This is a genomic window from Bacillota bacterium (genome assembly GCA_013314855.1).
In the GTDB taxonomy this organism is placed as follows: Bacteria; Bacillota; Clostridia; order Acetivibrionales; family DUMC01; genus Ch48.
In genome coordinates this window covers 13,693-32,156 of sequence record JABUEW010000043.1, presented here as the reverse complement: position 1 = coordinate 32,156, position 18,464 = coordinate 13,693, and the positions used below count along the sequence as shown (strand labels likewise).

At 36.5% G+C, this 18,464-nt stretch carries 18 protein-coding genes; 17 read left to right on the top strand and 1 reads right to left on the bottom strand.

The genetic code is table 11. The annotated features are described in order from the left end of the window. Positions 1–390 precede the first annotated feature (390 nt). From HPY74_09260 to HPY74_09245, 4 genes are all read left to right on the top strand, one after another. A complete protein-coding gene (locus HPY74_09260; protein NSW90838.1) occupies positions 391–1,230 on the top strand; it encodes a sugar phosphate isomerase/epimerase in 840 nt (279 codons plus the stop codon). 27 nt (positions 1,231–1,257) lie between these two features. Then, positions 1,258–2,637: a M23 family metallopeptidase gene (locus tag HPY74_09255; protein ID NSW90837.1), complete on the top strand. Its 1,380-nt coding sequence runs from the start codon at positions 1,258–1,260 to the stop codon at positions 2,635–2,637. A gap of 168 nt (positions 2,638–2,805) precedes the next feature. Continuing rightward, positions 2,806–3,480, top strand: coding sequence for a glutamate ligase (locus tag HPY74_09250; GenBank protein NSW90836.1), 675 nt, complete (start codon positions 2,806–2,808; stop codon positions 3,478–3,480). A 289-nt stretch (positions 3,481–3,769) separates the two neighbouring features. Then, a complete protein-coding gene (locus HPY74_09245; GenBank protein NSW90835.1) occupies positions 3,770–4,408 on the top strand; it encodes a single-stranded DNA-binding protein in 639 nt (212 codons plus the stop codon). On the opposite strand, the gene HPY74_09240 is transcribed toward HPY74_09245, so the two are convergent. Continuing rightward, the gene (locus HPY74_09240) at positions 4,397–6,169 is read right to left on the bottom strand and encodes an FAD-dependent oxidoreductase (GenBank protein ID NSW90834.1); all 1,773 of its coding nucleotides are present in this window, start codon (positions 6,167–6,169) and stop codon (positions 4,397–4,399) included. The genes HPY74_09245 and HPY74_09240 overlap by 12 nt on opposite strands. A gap of 226 nt (positions 6,170–6,395) precedes the next feature. Between HPY74_09240 and HPY74_09235 the strand changes: the two genes are divergently transcribed. The 13 genes from HPY74_09235 (at position 6,396) to HPY74_09175 (ending at position 18,464) form a co-directional block, all read left to right on the top strand. Further along, positions 6,396–6,812 (top strand): FMN-binding protein, encoded by a 417-nt coding sequence (locus HPY74_09235; protein NSW90833.1) that lies wholly within the window; start codon positions 6,396–6,398, stop codon positions 6,810–6,812. Between the two features lie 235 nt (positions 6,813–7,047). After that, entirely contained in the window at positions 7,048–8,166 is a 1,119-nt protein-coding gene (locus HPY74_09230; GenBank protein ID NSW90832.1) for an FAD:protein FMN transferase, read from the top strand. Positions 8,167–8,185: 19 nt separating this feature from the next. Beyond that, positions 8,186–8,563, top strand: a complete 378-nt coding sequence (locus HPY74_09225; GenBank protein ID NSW90831.1) for a NusG domain II-containing protein — start codon at positions 8,186–8,188, stop codon at positions 8,561–8,563. Between the two features lies 1 nt (position 8,564). Then, positions 8,565–9,089, top strand: a complete 525-nt coding sequence (locus HPY74_09220; GenBank protein ID NSW90830.1) for a Gx transporter family protein — start codon at positions 8,565–8,567, stop codon at positions 9,087–9,089. Positions 9,090–9,104: 15 nt separating this feature from the next. Continuing rightward, the gene (locus HPY74_09215) at positions 9,105–10,076 is read left to right on the top strand and encodes a polyprenyl synthetase family protein (protein NSW90829.1); all 972 of its coding nucleotides are present in this window, start codon (positions 9,105–9,107) and stop codon (positions 10,074–10,076) included. 106 nt (positions 10,077–10,182) lie between these two features. Next, positions 10,183–10,590 carry an ATP-binding protein gene (locus HPY74_09210; GenBank protein NSW90828.1) on the top strand — a complete coding sequence of 136 codons (408 nt, stop codon included), beginning with the start codon at positions 10,183–10,185 and terminating at the stop codon, positions 10,588–10,590. Between the two features lie 28 nt (positions 10,591–10,618). Next, a complete protein-coding gene (gene priA / locus HPY74_09205; protein ID NSW90827.1) occupies positions 10,619–13,078 on the top strand; it encodes a primosomal protein N' in 2,460 nt (819 codons plus the stop codon). A gap of 30 nt (positions 13,079–13,108) precedes the next feature. Then, complete coding sequence (def, locus tag HPY74_09200; GenBank protein ID NSW90826.1) at positions 13,109–13,570, top strand: peptide deformylase; 462 nt, start codon at positions 13,109–13,111, stop codon at positions 13,568–13,570. A gap of 29 nt (positions 13,571–13,599) precedes the next feature. Continuing rightward, entirely contained in the window at positions 13,600–14,550 is a 951-nt protein-coding gene (locus HPY74_09195) for a methionyl-tRNA formyltransferase (GenBank protein NSW90825.1), read from the top strand. A 48-nt stretch (positions 14,551–14,598) separates the two neighbouring features. Further along, positions 14,599–15,300, top strand: a complete 702-nt coding sequence (locus HPY74_09190) for a zinc metallopeptidase (protein ID NSW90824.1) — start codon at positions 14,599–14,601, stop codon at positions 15,298–15,300. Continuing rightward, a complete protein-coding gene (gene rsmB, locus HPY74_09185) occupies positions 15,300–16,664 on the top strand; it encodes a 16S rRNA (cytosine(967)-C(5))-methyltransferase RsmB (GenBank protein NSW90823.1) in 1,365 nt (454 codons plus the stop codon). The genes HPY74_09190 and rsmB overlap by 1 nt, the downstream gene beginning before the upstream one ends. After that, complete coding sequence (rlmN, locus tag HPY74_09180) at positions 16,657–17,709, top strand: 23S rRNA (adenine(2503)-C(2))-methyltransferase RlmN (protein ID NSW90822.1); 1,053 nt, start codon at positions 16,657–16,659, stop codon at positions 17,707–17,709. Before rsmB ends, rlmN begins: the two co-directional genes overlap by 8 nt. A 23-nt stretch (positions 17,710–17,732) precedes the next feature. After that, entirely contained in the window at positions 17,733–18,464 is a 732-nt protein-coding gene (locus HPY74_09175; GenBank protein ID NSW90821.1) for a Stp1/IreP family PP2C-type Ser/Thr phosphatase, read from the top strand.

The window sequence follows — 18,464 nt, the reverse complement described above, 5'->3', positions numbered from 1 at the left end:
AGTAGCAGACCTTAGAGGACTTGGTCTTGATGAACCCTGGGAACAGCCGGGTTTATACCGTTTACCGCAGCAAGGGTCTTAACGGCATAACGGCATATCGTTTAACATTTTATTGCTGGTTTAAAGGAAGGTTATGACCTGCCCTCTTGCCTCCAAGAGAGGATAAATGAAAAAATACTAACGTATGAAACTTTGGAATAAAATTGTTTTAGTTCAATGTTTATAGGTAAAACATGGTAATATCAATTAAGAATATGATGCAATGCAAATTGCTTATGTAAATATTGCAGTTGACTTAAATAGTAAATTGTGACTAAAATAAAATATAAAAAGTAACTACTAATTTTACTATATTATAGATAGAAAGGATAGGATAAAATGGTAAGTAATATTGATATTGGTATTATTGTACAGTTGCAGCATATACTTGAAAATGGGATAGAAAGTATACTTGAACTCGGATTAAATTGTTGTCAAATTAATTGCTGGAATATGGAATTATATACTCGAGAAAATGCAGAAAAATTAAAAGAAATAGTAAAAGACAAAGTGAAAATAACGAGTTTATGGGCTGGTTGGTCTCCTCCGGCAGTATGGAATTTTATTGACGGTCCACTTACATTAGGGTTGGTTCCACGGGAATATCGTGCCCAGCGTATAAAGGAGCTTAAAAAGGGTGCAGATTTTGCAAATATGCTAGGTATAACTGATGTTACCACTCACATGGGGTTTATTCCTGAGAACCCTGCAACAACAGAATACAGGGAGACAGTTATTGCTATCAGGGAAGTAGCTTCATATTGCAAGAGATATAACCTGTATTTAAACTTTGAAACAGGCCAGGAGACACCTGTTACCTTGATGCGGACTATAGAAGATGTTGGACTTGATAATTTGGGCGTGAATCTTGATCCTGCTAACTTGCTCTTATATGGCAAAGCAAATCCTGTGGATGCAGTAGATATATATAAAGAAAAAATCAGGGGTATCCATGTAAAAGATGGCATGTATCCTACCGATGGACGTAATCTAGGTAAAGAAATGCCTGTGGGTGAGGGTCTTGTAAACTTCCCGGAATTAATAAAGAAATTACTAAGTTATGGTTATAAAGGACCATACATAATCGAAAGGGAAATTAGTGGGCCTCAGCAAAGGATAGACATAATTAAAGCAAGAGATTTTTTAATACCAATATTGGGAGGCTATTCTAAGTTAAACCCTAATAGATAGAGTTTTTAACATAGAAAGGTAACTGAAATGAGAAAATTTATAATAATTTGCATAATTTCTGTTTGCACAATTTCTATGTTTTTGTTTATTAATGTTAATAATGTTAATCGGGATGAGGAGTTTTATACATCTACAATACCCCCCGATATTGAACTAACAGATGGAACTCATTCTGTCAAAGGCTCGATAAAAACGGGAAATTGGTATTATAGAGGAAAGAATAATAAATTTTATCCTTTTCCGGATGACAATGCTATTATTTCTGAAAATAAGGATGTCTTATATAATTTAGATGATAAACCGGAAGTGCTTTTTTATAACGGGAATCTAATTCTTAAATGTAGTCACAATCCTGATAAGCTTAATTTGCAAATATTTAAAAAGAATAATCTGATTTTTCAAGAAGACAGCATTGTTTTAGAAAATGGATTATCCGAATCCGAATGTCCCTTATCCGGTTATTCGATTTTTCAACCAAAAGAAGAAGGTGAGTTACTTTACAAAATTACAGCTTTCTGGTATGAATCCGGATCAGCCGATAGAGGTTTTTATGGCGAAGCTATATATGAATTTGCTTTTGTTAATGATGTTCCAATTGAGTTTGAGGTTTCTTCTTCTCAGACTTTTCCTGGGGAGTTATTAACAATTTTTGCAAAATATGCAAACGAAGATGAAGATATATTTTTAAAATCTGATTTGGCAAAATCAGATTTGCCTTTTTATAAATATGAACATGGCAAATTTGCTATTCTTCCCCTAAGCTATGATTTAAAACCTTCCGACTATATTGTTTCGCTAACTGCAGAAAACGTCAACTTGATAAATAAGAAGGAATCTTACGAGATAACTATCAGCGTCTTACCTAAAGAATTTCCAATTCAATATCTTACCATTTCAGAAGAGGTGGATCAATCTACACGGAACGATGCTGCTTATGAAGAATACAACAAATATATAGGAGCTGTAAGAAAAACTGATACTCCTGTTAAAATGTGGGACGGCGTTTTTCTAAAACCTGTTGAAGGAAGAATCACCACCGAGTTTGGCATGAGAAGATTTGTAAACAATGCTCCAACTTCATACAGGCATAGTGGTATTGATATTGCCGCAGATATAGGAACACCTGTTAAAGCAACAAATTCTGGCAAAGTTATACTTGCAAGACATTTAATTCTTACAGGAAATACTGTTCTTATAGATCATGGCTATGGAATAATAAGCTGGAACTACCATATGGACAGCATAGCGGTTAAAGAAGGTGATGATTTAATTAAAGGACAAATTATAGGTGAAGTTGGTTCTACCGGTTTCTCCACAGGTCCGCATTTGCACTTTGCAATATCTGTTCATGATGTTTTTACCAACCCTTGGACACTTTTTGAGCAAGAACCGGTTTTATTTAAATGATATAGAGGACATGTATACTACTGATGGACATAATCCAGTCTTCTGAAGGAATGTAAAAATTAAGAATTGAGAATTAATCATACATATAATTATTAAAAATGTATATTATATAAACTACATAATTTATTTAATTTACTATTAATGCGCTTAAGAAATGAGGTTTTACCAATGATGATAGCAGGAATAATCGGCCGGGATGAAAATCAGGCAAAGGCTACCAATCTAATTAATGCCATATTGGCTTCCCATAATAAAAAAACAAGCATCGTTAGTTTAAGAAACTTGATTGAATTAGGTCAAAATAAAATAAAGAGCTATATACATGAAGTCAGAAAAAACGGTACTGATATTTTAATTTTAAAAATAGATGTTAGCGATACAAATTTTGAAATATTAAATTACCTGCAACCGGATTTAAAATTTGACATTATTTTATATATTGATATATCTTCTGTTTACAAAAAACAAATTGAGAAGTTACTGTCATTACTTGACGAAAAGGGCATAATAATTGTAAATGAAGATTATATTGATGACCTTGCTTTCTTAAAGGATCTTAAATTTGACACTGTTACTTACGGTTTTAACTCGAAGGCAAGTATAACTACATCCAGCGTTGATGATACAATGTTCGAAAAAGGATTTATGTTGTACCAGCAAAAAACTGTAAAGTCAATAAATGGAAATACAATTGGACCGCAGGAGTATAGAATTGATGTGGGAAAAGAGGTTGACATATACGGAGCTCTTGGTGCAGTAGCATTTGCCGTTGCCAGTGGGGTAGAATTGAACACGGGAGTGGAATTAAACACATTGGCTCACTCTCCTACCCAGGTACAATAAATAATTTTGGACGACCTACCTGTTTTTAACCAGATGCCAGAAGAAGTCTTTCACTTCTATAAGCGGGAGCTGAATTCGTACAATTAATAATAATTCCTTGTAAAAAAAAGAATAATTTGCAATGTGTAAAATATATGTAATATAATATAATTTAATGGAAGAGGACGGCAATTTATATAATAAATTATTTACTATTGAAATTGCTTCTAAAATTGTCCTTCTATGAATAATAATACAATAGAAAAATTTATATAAGTACATGAGAAAAAGAGAGGAGAGTGGGGGGCAAATGGTTGGAAACCTCATCGAAAACAATGTAGTCACAATTGCCGGCAAAGTGGTTTCTGAGTTGGAATACAGTCATGAAGTATATGGAGAAGGGTTTTACTCTTTTATTCTTGAAGTCCCGAGACTCAGTGATAGTAGTGATAAGATTCCCGTGACAATATCTGAGCGCCTTATAGGAAAACAGCAATTGGGAGAGGGGTGTATCGTTAAAATAGAAGGACAATTCAGGTCTTATAATAATTATGGAAAAGAAGGAAATAAATTGATTTTAACTGTGTTTGCAAGAGAAATAGTTTTTTTAGGGGATGAAAGTGAAATAAAGAATCCCAACCAAATTTACTTAGACGGGTACATATGTAAAAAACCTATATACAGGACTACACCTTTCGGCCGGGAAATAGCGGATTTACTGTTGGCAGTTAACCGTCCGTACAACAAGTCCGACTATATCCCTTGTATTGCCTGGGGAAGAAATGCAAGGTATTCGGAAAACTTATCTGTAGGCGATAATATAAAAGTATGGGGAAGAATCCAGAGCAGAGAATACCAAAAAAGGTATGACTCAGGTGAAATAGTCACAAAGACGGCTTATGAAGTTTCAATATCAAAAATGGAAGAGGTAAAGCCCCTACTTAAATAGGAGGGGCTTAAATTTTCTGTTCCTTACAAAATACCTCCACTGTCTCATAAGATACGGTATAAGGTAATGGTCAACACCAAAAGCCTTTCCTGCGCCTCCCATCATGCTTAAAGCAGCGGGTATATACCACCAGTCGTATGAATACATTCCGGTTGAGAGTATAAAATTCAAATTCATCACAAGTGATACAATAGCCGCTATGAAAGTGAATGTGCCCGATATAAATGCCAGCCCCAGTCCTAATTCAGCTATTACAATCAGTATTTGAAATATGAGGGCATTTGGAATTATAATATTATCAGCTATCCAGGCGTACCAACCAGGTGTATGGTCACTGATTATTCTAAAAACTTTCTCCCCCGTATCGGTAATTGATGCACCGCTGCCAGCATCAGGAGGAGCACCTGCCAGGAGAGCTTTTACAAGCCATTTTTCATTTATTTTTTTAATTCCTTCTGCCAGCCATGCATAGCCTAAAAACAACCTTATAGGTACTAGCCAAAATGCAGGGGTAATTGAAGAAACATGTTTTTCTATCAGAGTTTTACGTTGCTTTTTAAACAAAAACTCATGTTTGATATATTTAAACACAAGTTCAAATCCGCCTATTCCAAAGAGGTAGTGAATGTTAACAAGATACTTCATCAGTATTGATAACAGCCTGGGAAGCTCACGTCCCATAATATTGCTTACAGCAAAATAACTTCCTGCAGATACCATTACACCATGGAGCTTTGGCTCCAGCTTTTTCATTTCTTTCCCTCTTATCCGGGAGAGAACATTCAAAGCCGCAACTTCTCCTGTTTGTAGGGCTGCTTCAACAAGAGCAGGAAGAGAGCCTTCTTCGGTTTTAAAAATTGATATATCACCGGCAGCAAATACATTTTCGTATTGCGTTTGAGTGTATTGGTCTACATTTATTCTGCAAGCTTTACCTTTACTGATTTTAAGGGAATCAGCCAGATTGCATGCTTTTACCCCTGCAGTCCAGATAAGTGTTTTTGAGGGAATAATAGTTCCATTTTCTAATTTAACCGTATCAGCAGTAACTTCGATTATAGGAGCATTGACCATAACTTCGACTCTCAATTTGTTAATCAGGTAATTCCTGGCTTTTGTTACGCTTTTTGGTTTTAAATTGTTGAGTATTTCGGGTAGAGCTTCTATAAGTATTAATTTAACATCATTTCTCAAAATACCATATTCGGCGCATAAGTCTTTCACCCAGAGGGCTAATTCCCCTATCATTTCTACACCGGTAAAACCTCCTCCTCCTACAATAAAAGTTAATAGTGTTTTTCTTTTTTCAGGATCTTTTTCTTGAGAGGCTTTTAAAAAACAGTCTTTTATATGCTCACGTATAGAAATTGCGTTTTCATAAGACCATAAAGGAAAACTATGTTTTTCCATTCCGGGTATATCATAAAAGTTCGGATGGCTTCCTGCAGCAATTATTAAATAATCATATTGGTATTCTTCGGATTCCGAATAGAGCTTTTGATTCTCAAAATCAATATTTGTTATTTTGTTACAGACCAATTTAACATCAGTATATTTAAAAATATCTTTTAAAGGAACAATTACTCCGTCTTCATTTATCCTGTTGCCTGCAACTTCATGAATTTCCGTTAACAAGGTATGATAAGGGTTTTTATCGATTACCGTAATTTCTATGTCATCCTTCTCTTTTTTTTTGTATAAAGTCAGGGCAGCTTTAATTCCTGCATATCCTGCTCCCAGAATAACAATTTTGGTTGACATTGGCTACTCCTCCCATGTTATCATGTTATATAATTAACAAATATTTTTAAAAATATATTATACATAATACTATTTACCTTATTGTTAGAAATATAAACAACAACTTAACAACCAAATTAAAATTGATAAAATTTATAATACAAAAAAAAGCAAAAAAATTGGATTAATTTAGATTTTTCAGGGTAAATATTATAACAAAATTATCATTTTAAGGGGGCATATTATTATGAGGAAATATCTCATTATTACATTTGTAGTTTTATTAGCTTTAGTTTTGGTAAGCGGTTGCAGCGGAAGCAAGTACAAAGATGGTACATGGAAAGCTGAAAGCCAGCCTGACGATTATGGCAATACTGCATTGGTGGAAATAACCATTAAAGATGGTAAAATCACTGATGTTGTATGGAAAGAAATGAGCAATGGTAAAGAAAAAGATGAAGACTACGGTAAAAAAGATGGAAAAATTGAAAACCAGGAAAACTACGATAAGGCTCAGAAGGCTATAAAAGCTTCAAAGACATATGGAGACAAGCTTGTTGAAGTCCAGGACATAAACAAGGTTGATGCAATATCAGGAGCTACCCGTTCGCACGAAACCTTTGTGTCTCTTGTTAAGGAAGCTTTGGAGAAGGCAAAAAAATAATGCAGGTCAGACCACTTTCGACGTAATAATGCTTGAAAATCAGATAAAAAGAGCCCCAGGCAAAAGTTTAACCTGGGGTATTGTTTTAGATGGGAGATGTCGGATGCTTTAAGTTGATGGCTAAGTTGACAACCATGATATAATAGCATTAGGTCATTTGACCCGGAGAGGTGTATAATAAAAATTAGGAGAGGTGTATAATAAAAATTATTTAAAAGGAGATTGCACCAGGAGAATGGATAATAATTTCCTATTGTACAAGATAAAGCTATATGCAATAATTTTGTTGTTACCTTTAATCTTAACGCCTTTAACATCCTGCGCAGGTAAAAATAAGAAGAACTCTGATGAGGATGGACTTGTTGAGTGGCAGGAGTTTTTGATGGGTACAATTATAACCCAGAAGGTATATGCAAATAATGGAGATAATGAGGGTAATGCAAATAATTCAAGCAATGCAAGTAATGCAGTAAAAGAGGTGGCTGAAAGGCTTAAGGATATTGAACGCAAAATGACAGTAAATTCGCCGGATAGTGAAGTGAACGCACTTAATAAAATGGCAGGGAAGGGTGCTGTTAGCTTAAGTCAGGATACCATATATGTACTGTCAAAAGCAAAAGAATATTCCCAATTAAGCAGTGGCGCCTTTGATCCAACTGTGGGACCCTTAATAAAGGCATGGGGAATATCTACGGATAAACAAAGAGTACCTGAAGAAAAAGAAATTAAAGATTTACTTTTATTGGTAAATTATAAAGATTTATTTATTGATGAGGAAAATTTGAAGGCAAAACTGGGAAGAACCGGCCAGTCAATTGATTTGGGCGGTATAGCAAAGGGGTATGCCGGGGACGAAGCTATAAAAATCTACAAAAAACATGGAATAAAATCCGCCTATATAAATTTGGGTGGAAATGTAGTAACCCTAGGTAAAAAACCCGATGGAACCCCATGGAAAATAGGAATACAACACCCAAGGGATGTGACGGGCAAATATATCGGAATAGTTGAGGTATCTGACAAGGCTGTTATAACATCGGGTGATTATGAAAGGTATTTTGAGGCAAACGGCAAAAGGTATCATCATATACTGGACCCAAAAACGGGTTATCCTTCAGACTCAGGCCTAATTAGTGCAACAATTATAACGGACCTGTCAATTAAGGGAGATGCTTTATCAACGGCCGTATTTGTTTTGGGGCTGGAAAAGGGAATGGAACTGGTAGAGAGTTTAGAAGGAGTTGAAGGTATTTTTATTACACGAGACAAAAACATTTATGTATCTTCAGGGTTAAGAGGCAATTTTGTTTTAAAGGATGAAAGCAAGGAATTTAATTATGTTGAAAAAAGGTAATATTTCTAAACAAGGTAATATTTTTAAAAAAGGAGATGTTTTTCTTGTTACTTTTATACTACTTTTAGCTTTAGCCGGCATCTTGTTGCCGGAAGCTTTTTCAAGAGGAGCCAATATCCGTAAAGTCGCAGTTATAAGGCAGGGCAATAAGATAATAAAAGAAGTTGACCTTGATGAAATAAAAGGCCCCGAGAGGCTGGAAATCTCGGGGGATTACCGGGTTGTGATTTTAATTGAAAAGGGCAGGATCAGGTTTGAAGAATCTAATTGTCCCGATAAGGTTTGCGTGAAGACAGGGTGGTTGGAAAAACCGGGCGATACTGCTGTTTGCCTGCCTGGGCGCTTCATGATAAAAATTGAAGGGAAAAAAGATGAAGTAGACGGAGTAACGTATTAACATGGGGAAAACAAAGAAGATGGTAATGCTTGCAATTTTTACGGCGCAAGCAATAGTTCTCTCGATAATCGAAAACTGGATACCTTTACCAATAGCATTACCGGGTATTAAACTGGGGTTGGCAAATATTATCGTCCTTACAACCATAGTATTTTTAGGGCTTAAAGATGCCTTTATACTTGTAATTTTAAGGACTGTAATTTCTTCTCTTTTTACAGGAGGGTTTACCGTATTTCTTTTTAGTATTGCAGGAGGTATCCTCAGCACTGTCGTTATGAATTTCATGTATTACAAAACGACAGGATTATTCAGTATTATCGGGATAAGTATTGCAGGTGCCGTGATGCACAATATAGGCCAATTGCTAATGGCAGGTGTTATTATGAAAGATTTTTCAGTAATGGCCTATCTGCCTATACTTATCCTATCGGGAGTAATTATGGGAAGCTTTGTAGGTTTGTGCAGCAATTATTTGATAAAGGCTTTAAAAAGGACAAATATTTTTCAAAAAATTTTGGTAAGATAAGGTTGTGTTGTTAACTTGTGGAGCGAATATCCGGAAATATTCCAGGAACTGAAGTTGGTTGAAGAATTTATAAAAAACAGCATACATTCAAGGAATAAAACCCTTGAAGAAATTGTTCAGACCTTAATAGATTCGGGAGGCAAAAGGATACGGCCTCTATTTGTCATAAATTCTGCCAAATTCGGGGAATATAGAAGAGAAAAGACCATACCCATAGCAGGGGCGATTGAAATACTTCATAATGCAACCCTTGTTCATGATGATATAATAGATAATTCAAAAATAAGAAGAGGCGTAATTACCGTATCTGAGAAATATGGTACAGATATGGCAATTTATACTGGTGATTATTTATTTACAAAAGCTGTTTTAATGCTTTCAGGAAAAGTATCCAAAGATAAAATGGAAATTATAGCCAAAGGGTTGAAATCAATTTGTGAAGGAGAAGTTGACCAATTTCTTGATAGGTTCAATATTAACACTTCGATAGTTTCATACTTGAAAAAAACCAATAGGAAAACTGCTGTCTTATTCTCCGCTGCATGTGCCCTGGGTGCGGATTCTGCAGAATGTCACTCCCATATTGTAAAGACTTTAACCAGGTTCGGATTTTATTATGGTATGGCTTTTCAGATACGGGACGATATAAATGATTTTATCCTGGAGCCGGAAGTTACAGGAAAACCCACAGGTAACGATATTTCAAAGGGAGTAATAACACTGCCTCTTATATACGCCATGGCAAAAAGTGAGACACTTAAAAGGACAATACTGACTTTTAAAGATAGGGAAGGCAAAGTACCGTGTAAAGAAATAGCAATGGCAATAACTGCGGTAAAAGAATTAGGAGGAATAAAATATTCGGAAAAAATACTTGAGAAATATATAGAGAGAGGTATTGATACACTTAATTCTCTTCCAAACAATAGGTATAAGGGCATTTTTCAGGATTTGATAACCAGGCTGAGGCTAAAATTAAAAGACTAATATGCTTGAAATAACTGAAAAAATATATTATTGTATATATAAGATATATATAAGATTAGGATGAAGAGAAAAAGCATCGGAAGAAAAAAGGGAGGGGTGTATATGAATGATTAAAGCTATTTATGGGGAAAAAGGTACCGGGAAGACCAGGGCCATGGTAGAATATGCCAATAAAATGGCAGACAAAAACTATGGATGTATTGTATTTATAGACTATGGGAATCAGCTTATTTATGACTTAAAGCACGGTGTCCGGTTTATAAATATCAGTGAATTTCCTGTAGAAACTGAAGAAGGACTTTTAGGTTTCATATGTGGAATAATTGCTCAAAACTATGATGTGAAATGGATTTTTATTGATGGGATCACACATATACTAAAAGAAAATGCAGGAAGTCTTGAAAGCTTTTTTTCAAAATTGAAAAGAATTGCTTCTAAATACAAGGTTGAGTTTAATATAAGTGTATCCGGCAGCAAGGAAAATATGCCGGAGTTTTTAAAAGAATATATTTAATTGATGATGTTTTTTAAAAGTGTTGAGTATGGGGAATATTGCTTCAGTTGTAATTAGTAATTGCACCAGGGAGTTTGACAAAGAATACCATTATGTTATTCCGGCTAAACTAAAAGACAGTGTTAAACCAGGAGTGAGGGTTATTGTGCCCTTCGGTAAGACAAACATGCCGAAAGAGGCATATGTTTTGGATGTATTGGATAGCAGCAACTGGGATGGTCTTAAAAGTATTAATAAATTGGTGGATGAAAAACCGGTCTTAAATGAAAGAATGATTAGGCTTGCTGCATGGATGAGGGAGAGGTATATTTGTACATACCATGATGCAATAAAATGTATGCTTCCGGCAGGGGTAGGCGTAAAAGCCTATAGAATTGTGAAGCTGGAAAATTATGAAGGGCATGTAAAAGAAAATGAAAAGAAAATACTTGATGCTCTCGTAGAGTGTGGGAATGAATGTGAATTAACTGAATTAAAAAACAAACTAAGCCTAAGGTCTTTTCATAAATACCTCAGGGATTTGGAAGCGAAAGGAATAATCAGCATTAGAGAAGAATTTGCAACCAGGGTAAAGGAAAAATTTATACGTGTGGCATATGCTGTTCTGCCAAAAGAAGAAATAGCAAACGTTATTGAAGGTAACAAACTAAAAAGAATCCAGCAGATAAAAGTGCTTGAAATTCTTATGGATAACGAATACGTGGCTGTCCAGGATATTGTTAAATTTGCGGGAGTATCCCCCGGAGTGCTGGACACCTTAAAAAAATATGGATATATAGATTTTAAAGAAATAGAAGTAAAAAGAAGTCCTTTTAAGGATACGGGCTATGAAAGTACCAGGCCGTTAGATTTGACGGACGAACAGGATGAAGCTTTAAAGATACTAAAAGACCGGATAGATGAAGGAAGGTTTAGCGAGTTTTTGCTTCATGGGGTTACGGGAAGCGGGAAAACCGAGGTTTATATGCAATTGATACAGTATGTTATCGGGAAGGGAAAAGAAGCTATCGTGTTGGTTCCGGAAATATCCCTTACTCCTCAAATGACGGCAAGATTCAAGGGAAGGTTTGGAAATGATGTGGCGGTACTTCACAGCAGGCTTTCTCTTGGTGAGCGGTACGACCAGTGGCGCCTTATAATGGAAAAAAAGATAAAAGTGGTAATTGGTGCAAGATCGGCCATTTTTGCTCCTCTTGAACGTATCGGCCTTATTATTATCGACGAAGAACATGAGGGAAGTTATAAATCCGAGATAACCCCCAAATATCATGCAGCCGACATTGCAAGATATATCTGCAAGCAACAGGGGGGATTATTGCTGTTAGGTTCTGCTACGCCGTCGGTAGAAACCTATTACAGGGCTGAAGAAGGTAAAATTGGTTTTATTGAAATGAAAGAAAGGCCAAATAACATGTTGCTCCCGAGAGTTGAACTTGTTGATATGAGGGAGGAGTTAAACAAGGGTAACCGCTCGATCTTCAGCAATAAACTTGCAGAAGAAATTAGTAAAAATATTGATCTAAGGCAGCAGACCATACTACTCTTAAACAGGAGAGGTTATTCGCCTTTTGTTTTATGCAGGAACTGCGGATATGTAGCCAGGTGTATAAACTGTAGTATTACCCTTACTTACCATGCAATAGGGGAGAGGCTGACATGCCATTATTGCGGGTATACGGTAAAGGTGCCGAAAGAGTGTCCAAAATGTAAGAGCAAATATATAAGGCATTTTGGCTTAGGTACCCAGAAATTGGAAGAAGAGACAAAAAGATACTTCCCTGGCAGTACGGTTATCAGGATGGATTCGGATACGACAGGTTATAAGAATTCCCATGCAGATATACTAGGTAAATTTCGCGATCAGAATATTAATATAATGGTAGGAACACAGATGATAGCAAAAGGGCATGATTTCCCTAATGTAACTCTTGTGGGTGTACTGGCAGCTGACAGCATGTTGAACATTGCAGACTACAGGGCATCGGAAAAGACGTTCCAGCTGTTGACCCAGGTTGCAGGCAGGGCAGGAAGGGGAGAGATTCCGGGAAGGGTTGTAATACAGTCATATAATACCGAAGATTTCAGCATACTTGCTGCCTGTAAACACGATTATGCCTCGTTTTACCGGCAAGAAATAAGATTGCGTAAGGAAATGGATTATCCTCCTTTTACTAATATTGCCCTGGTAATTATGAGCGGAGTTAGTGATAAGACTGTACTGGAAAGTTCAAAAATAGTGAAAAATATAATATGCAGAAATTTCGAAAGTAAAAGCATTGATAAAAACCGTTATGAGATACTTGGTCCTATGAAACCGCCAATAGTAAAAATAAAAAATAAGTACAGATGGAGACTTGTTTTGAAGAGTAAGGATATAGATATTCTTATTAATGTTTTGAGAGAAACATCAGATGAATTTAACAGAGTAAAAAATAATAAGGATATGATAGAATTAAGTATAGATATTAATCCTGTCAATATGCTATAATATAATGTAAAAATGTTTTGGAGGTTTATTATGGCGTTAAGAAGAATCAGAAAAGAAGGGGAGGAAATTTTACGGAAGAAGTCAAGAGAAGTTGATGTCATTACTGATAAAATAATTAACTTATTAAATGATATGGCGGAAACCATGTATGAAAACGATGGAATCGGACTTGCAGCTCCCCAGGTAGGAGTATTAAAACGAGCCATTGTAATAGATATAGAAGATGGGAAGGGTCTTTTTAAACTTATTAACCCCAGAATAGTTTCCGAAGAGGGAGAACAGAGTGAAGCAGAAGGCTGTCTTAGCATACCTGGAGTATATGGAGAAGTAAAAAGGCCTCAGAAAGTAGTAGTAGAAGCTTTGAACGAAAAAGGTGAAGAAGTTGTAATAACGGGTGAAGGTTTACTTGCTAGGGTTCTATGCCATGAAATTGACCATTTGGACGGAATACTTTTTAAGGATAAGGTAATAAGGTATATTGATTCCCGGTAGTAAGAAGGTTTATAAGGAGTGGAAAGCTGATGAAAGTTGTTTTTATGGGTACTCCCGAATTTGCAGTGCCGAGTTTGGATATGCTTGTCAGAGAAGGATACGGGGTTGTTGCTGTAGTTACACAACCGGACAAACCGAAGGGGAGAGGTAAAAAGCTTTGCTGCCCTCCGGTTAAAGAATATGCAGAAAAGCTTGGCATACATGTATTGCAGCCCGAAAAAGTGAACACTGAAGAATTTGTCTCTACTTTAAAAAAAATAGCTCCTGACCTTCTGATTACTGCTGCATATGGGAAAATACTTCCACAGGAAGTGCTTGATATTCCGAAGAAAGGCTGTATAAATGTCCATGCTTCGCTTTTGCCGAAATATCGAGGAGCTGCACCTATTAATTGGGCAATAATAAACGGCGAAACCAAAACAGGGATTACAACAATGCTGACTGATGCAGGAATGGATACAGGAGATATTTTATTGAAAAGGGAAATAGATATACCTGAAGACATGACGGCAGGAGAACTCCATGATAAGTTAGCGTTTCTTGGTGCCGAAGTTTTGAAAGATACTCTGGAGATGATAAAAACCGGGACTATACAGAGGATTCCGCAAAGAGAAGAAGAGGCCTCATATGCACCCATGCTGAAAAAAGAAATGGGTTTAATAGACTGGGACAAACCCTCGGAAAATATACACAACCTTATAAGAGGCACTAATCCCTGGCCGGGGGCTTATACTTTCTACAAGGGGAAAAGAGTTAAAATATGGAAATCAAAAGTTGCATGCCCGGCAAGTTGTACAGTTGAAAAAAGGGAGGATTACATAAAAATGCCCGGCTTAATTTGCAAAAAGGAAAAGAATGGAATATTTGTTGCTTGTGGGAAAGGCTATATACAGATACTTGAGCTCCAGTTTGACGGCTGTAAAAAACTATGCATTGAGGAATGTTGGCACAATTTTAATGTAGGAGAAGTTTTCGGATAACATAGTATTGTATTTGGATATTATATATAACGAGGTGATGATAGGATGATGAGATATTTTTATGGATTTGACCAGTATTATCTTATATTAGTAGTTCCAGCCTTCTTGTTTGCATTATATGCTCAATTTAAGGTTAAAGGCACATTTAATAAATATAGGAAGTTGCCCAATAGGAATGGTTTAACTGGGGCGGAAGTTGCCCGTAACATACTTGACCGGCATGGACTAAGGGATGTGTCTGTCCAGATGGTACCGGGAGAGCTGACCGACCATTATGACCCCAGGACAAAAGTGGTAAGGCTTTCCCAGGCAGTATATGGAAGTAATTCGGTTGCTGCGCTGGGTGTTGCTGCCCATGAAACAGGGCATGCCCTTCAACATAAGTACGGATATGCACCTCTGGCTTTAAGAAGTACTTTGGTACCTGTTGCAAATATAGGTTCGGCTGCAGGACCTTATCTAGCAATATTTGGTATAATATTACAACTGTATCCTCTTATATACGTGGGAATAATACTTTATGCTGCTGCGGTTGCCTTTTATATTGTAACTCTACCTGTAGAGTTTAATGCCAGCACAAGGGCAATTGCTTCCCTGGAAGATATGGGTATTCTTACATGGGACGAGGCGGAACCTGCAAAAAAAGTTCTGCGTGCAGCAGCGATGACTTATGTGGCATCAGCAGCTGTAGCTATTGCAAGCTTGTTGCGTTTGATGTTGCTGGCGGGGGGCAGGAGAAGGAGCGATTAATGGTTGACTTGTCCAGAGAGGCGGCATTGAAAATACTCTTTGATATAAATGAAAAAGGGGCATATTCCAATATTACCATAAATAAATATCTTAATAACCCTGCTTTCAGGGAGGTTGACAAGGTATTTATTACCGGACTGGTATATGGGACGGTTAAGTGGAAATTGGCTATAGATTGGGTTATAGCGGAGTTTTCAAATATTCCTTTAAAAAAGCTTTCTCCATGGATTCTGAATATTTTGAGGTTAGGCATATACCAATTACTTTATACCAATAGGATACCGGAATCTGCAGCATGCAATGAAAGTGTAAAGCTTGCCTTAAAATATGGACACCATGCTTCCAGTGGCTATGTAAATGGGGTTTTGAGGAATGTAGCAAGGCGACGTACCGAAATAAAATACCCTGATAGAAATAAGGAACCAGTAAGATATTTATCAATTAAATATTCACACCCTGAATGGATGGTTAAATACTGGATAAATTTATTCGGAGAGGACTTTACTGAAAGCCTTCTTGAAAGCAACAATAAAAATCCGGATTTTACTGTAAGAGTAAACACGATAAAGATAACAAAGCATGAATTTATGAGGAAGATGAATGAAGAGGGTATAGCATATTTAAAGGGAAGGTACATTGACAACGCTTTTATTATTAATAACCCTACAGCTATAACAGGTTCTGAGTTGTTCAGGGCAGGGTATTTCCAGGTCCAAGATGAAGCCTCAATGCTGGTATCACAGGTATTAGACCCAGCACCTGGAGAACTTGTCATGGATGTATGTGCAGCCCCTGGAGGAAAATCAACTCACATAGCAGAGATAATGGAAAACAAAGGACTGGTAATTTCGCGGGATATTCACGAGCATAGAATTAAACTGATAAATGAAGCAGCTACAAGGCTGGGGGTGAACATAATTAAAGCAGAGTTACATGATGCTACCTTATTGGACCCCGCCTACATAATGAAGGCCCATCGTGTACTAGTCGATGCACCCTGTACAGGATTGGGCATAATAAGAAGAAAACCTGAGATAAAATGGAGCAGGGCTCTTGAAGATAAAAAAGAGATTAAGGGCCTGCAGTTGAAAATACTGAAGACTTCAGCTGAATATGTTAAACCGGGAGGGGTACTTGTTTATAGTACTTGTACTATTGGGTCTGATGAAAATATAGAAGTTGTAAGGGAATTTTTAGAGTCAAATACAAACAGTGAATTCCAAATGATGGAGTTTGACAAACTGCTTCCTTCAGGACTTTCCCGAGAAACTGCTAAAGTTGGTTATGTCCAGCTGTTCCCGAATATTGATAATACAGACGGATTTTTTATTGCCAAGATGAGGAGAAGAGATATTAATGAATGAAAATGAAAAGGTAGACCTTCTCAATCTTTCACTTGAAGAGCTTAAAGATTTTTTAACAGGTCTTGGCCAGGAGAAGTTTAGAGCAAAGCAAATTATAAGCTGGCTTTACAAGGGGATAAAAGACATTGACGATATGACAGATATTTCGAAAGACTTAAGAAACTTGCTCAAGGAAATTGCATACATTGGGAGTATTAAGCTACAGGGAAAATATACATCTAAAGATGGGACAAAGAAATATCTTTTTACTCTTTCAGATGGAAATGTAATTGAAAGTGTTCTTATGGTTTACAGGCATGGGCTTACAGTATGCATATCTTCCCAGGTAGGATGTAAAATGGGATGCAGATTTTGTGCTTCTTCAGGACTTGGATTTGTGAGAAATCTTACTTCGGGGGAAATGATAGACCAAGTATTAGCTATTCAGAACGATTGTAAATGCCGGGTAGGCAATATTGTGATAATGGGGATAGGTGAGCCTCTCGACAACTATGAAAATCTAATTAAATTTTTAAAACAGGCTAACTTGCAGGAAGGGCTTAATATAAGCTACAGGAGGATTACCATTTCAACTTGCGGTTTGGTACCGGGCATATTGAATTTATCCAATGAAAATATACCTGTTAACCTTTCTGTTTCCCTTCATGCTCCTGATGACGAAAAAAGATTGAAAATAATGCCTATTAATAAAATCTATTCTATTGACAAAATTATTGGAGCATGTAAGATATATACAGAGAAAACTAAAAGAAGAATTACTTTTGAGTATGCAATGATAGATGGTTTTAACGACTCCGAAGAAGATGCTTTTGCTTTAACAGGGAAGATTAAAGGGATGTTATGCCATGTGAACCTTATACCTGTTAATTTTATTGAAGGGGCAATATTCAAGCCCAGCAAAAGAAAAAATATAGAAAAGTTTAAAAGTATACTTGAAAGTAATGGTATACCTGTAACTATAAGACGGGAGTTGGGAGATGACATAAATGCGGCATGCGGCCAACTAAGAAGAAGGGTAATAGAAGGTAAAAAGAGTGGTGGATAACCTTCACACAAGGCGGTGATTTTGTGAAGTATGGCATAAAAAGCCATAAAGGCATGATTCGAGAAGTAAATGAAGATAGTTGTAATGTTATTTTCGGGTCTTCAAAAATGACTGCTGCGTTTATAGTTGCTGACGGTATGGGAGGCCATAGCGCCGGAGAAGTTGCCAGTAAAATGGCTGTCGACTATATAAGTGAATGTTTGGGAAATATTCCCGAAAATCTTGATGAAGAAAATTTGCATAGTTTTATTGAAAAAGTTATTGAGGAAGCAAATAATATTATATATGAAAAGTCCAGAGAGCCGGGACCTTACTATGGAATGGGTACAACTCTGGTAATAGCTCTTTTCTTTGATAAAAAATTATACATAGTTCATGTAGGCGACAGCCGGGCGTACATGGTGAGGAATAGAAATATAAAACAGCTTACTACCGACCATTCATATGTAGAAGAATTAATAAAGAACGGTTCTCTGACAAGGGGAGAGGCAGAAAATCACCCTCAAAAGCATGTAATAACCCGCGCTCTTGGATGCTTCGAAAAGGTACAAGTTGACATTTATTCTTACGATATTTATAATAACGATATTTTTATATTGTGTACCGACGGTTTGACAAACATGCTTTCCGACGATAAAATAAAAAGCATTGTTGAAAAAAACGATGACCCTCAAGTGGCATGTGCAGAACTTGTGGAAGCGGCGAATATAAGTGGTGGAAATGATAATATTACGGTTGTTATAATTAGAGTGTAA

Bases quoted from the DNA above. Each gene is read 5' to 3' on its own strand.
- HPY74_09190 (NSW90824.1), top strand. From the start codon at position 14,599: ATGAGATATTTTTATGGATTTGACCAGTATTATCTTATATTAGTAGTT.
- HPY74_09255 (NSW90837.1), top strand. From the start codon at position 1,258: ATGAGAAAATTTATAATAATTTGCATAATTTCTGTTTGCACAATTTCT.
- rsmB (NSW90823.1), top strand. From the start codon at position 15,300: ATGGTTGACTTGTCCAGAGAGGCGGCATTGAAAATACTCTTTGATATA.
- HPY74_09245 (NSW90835.1), top strand. From the start codon at position 3,770: ATGGTTGGAAACCTCATCGAAAACAATGTAGTCACAATTGCCGGCAAA.
- priA (NSW90827.1), top strand. From the start codon at position 10,619: ATGGGGAATATTGCTTCAGTTGTAATTAGTAATTGCACCAGGGAGTTT.
- HPY74_09195 (NSW90825.1), top strand. From the start codon at position 13,600: ATGAAAGTTGTTTTTATGGGTACTCCCGAATTTGCAGTGCCGAGTTTG.
- rlmN (NSW90822.1), top strand. From the start codon at position 16,657: ATGAATGAAAATGAAAAGGTAGACCTTCTCAATCTTTCACTTGAAGAG.
- HPY74_09240 (NSW90834.1), bottom strand. From the start codon at position 6,169: ATGTCAACCAAAATTGTTATTCTGGGAGCAGGATATGCAGGAATTAAA.
- def (NSW90826.1), top strand. From the start codon at position 13,109: ATGGCGTTAAGAAGAATCAGAAAAGAAGGGGAGGAAATTTTACGGAAG.
- HPY74_09220 (NSW90830.1), top strand. From the start codon at position 8,565: ATGGGGAAAACAAAGAAGATGGTAATGCTTGCAATTTTTACGGCGCAA.
- HPY74_09250 (NSW90836.1), top strand. From the start codon at position 2,806: ATGATGATAGCAGGAATAATCGGCCGGGATGAAAATCAGGCAAAGGCT.
- HPY74_09230 (NSW90832.1), top strand. From the start codon at position 7,048: ATGGATAATAATTTCCTATTGTACAAGATAAAGCTATATGCAATAATT.
- HPY74_09235 (NSW90833.1), top strand. From the start codon at position 6,396: ATGAGGAAATATCTCATTATTACATTTGTAGTTTTATTAGCTTTAGTT.
- HPY74_09210 (NSW90828.1), top strand. From the start codon at position 10,183: ATGATTAAAGCTATTTATGGGGAAAAAGGTACCGGGAAGACCAGGGCC.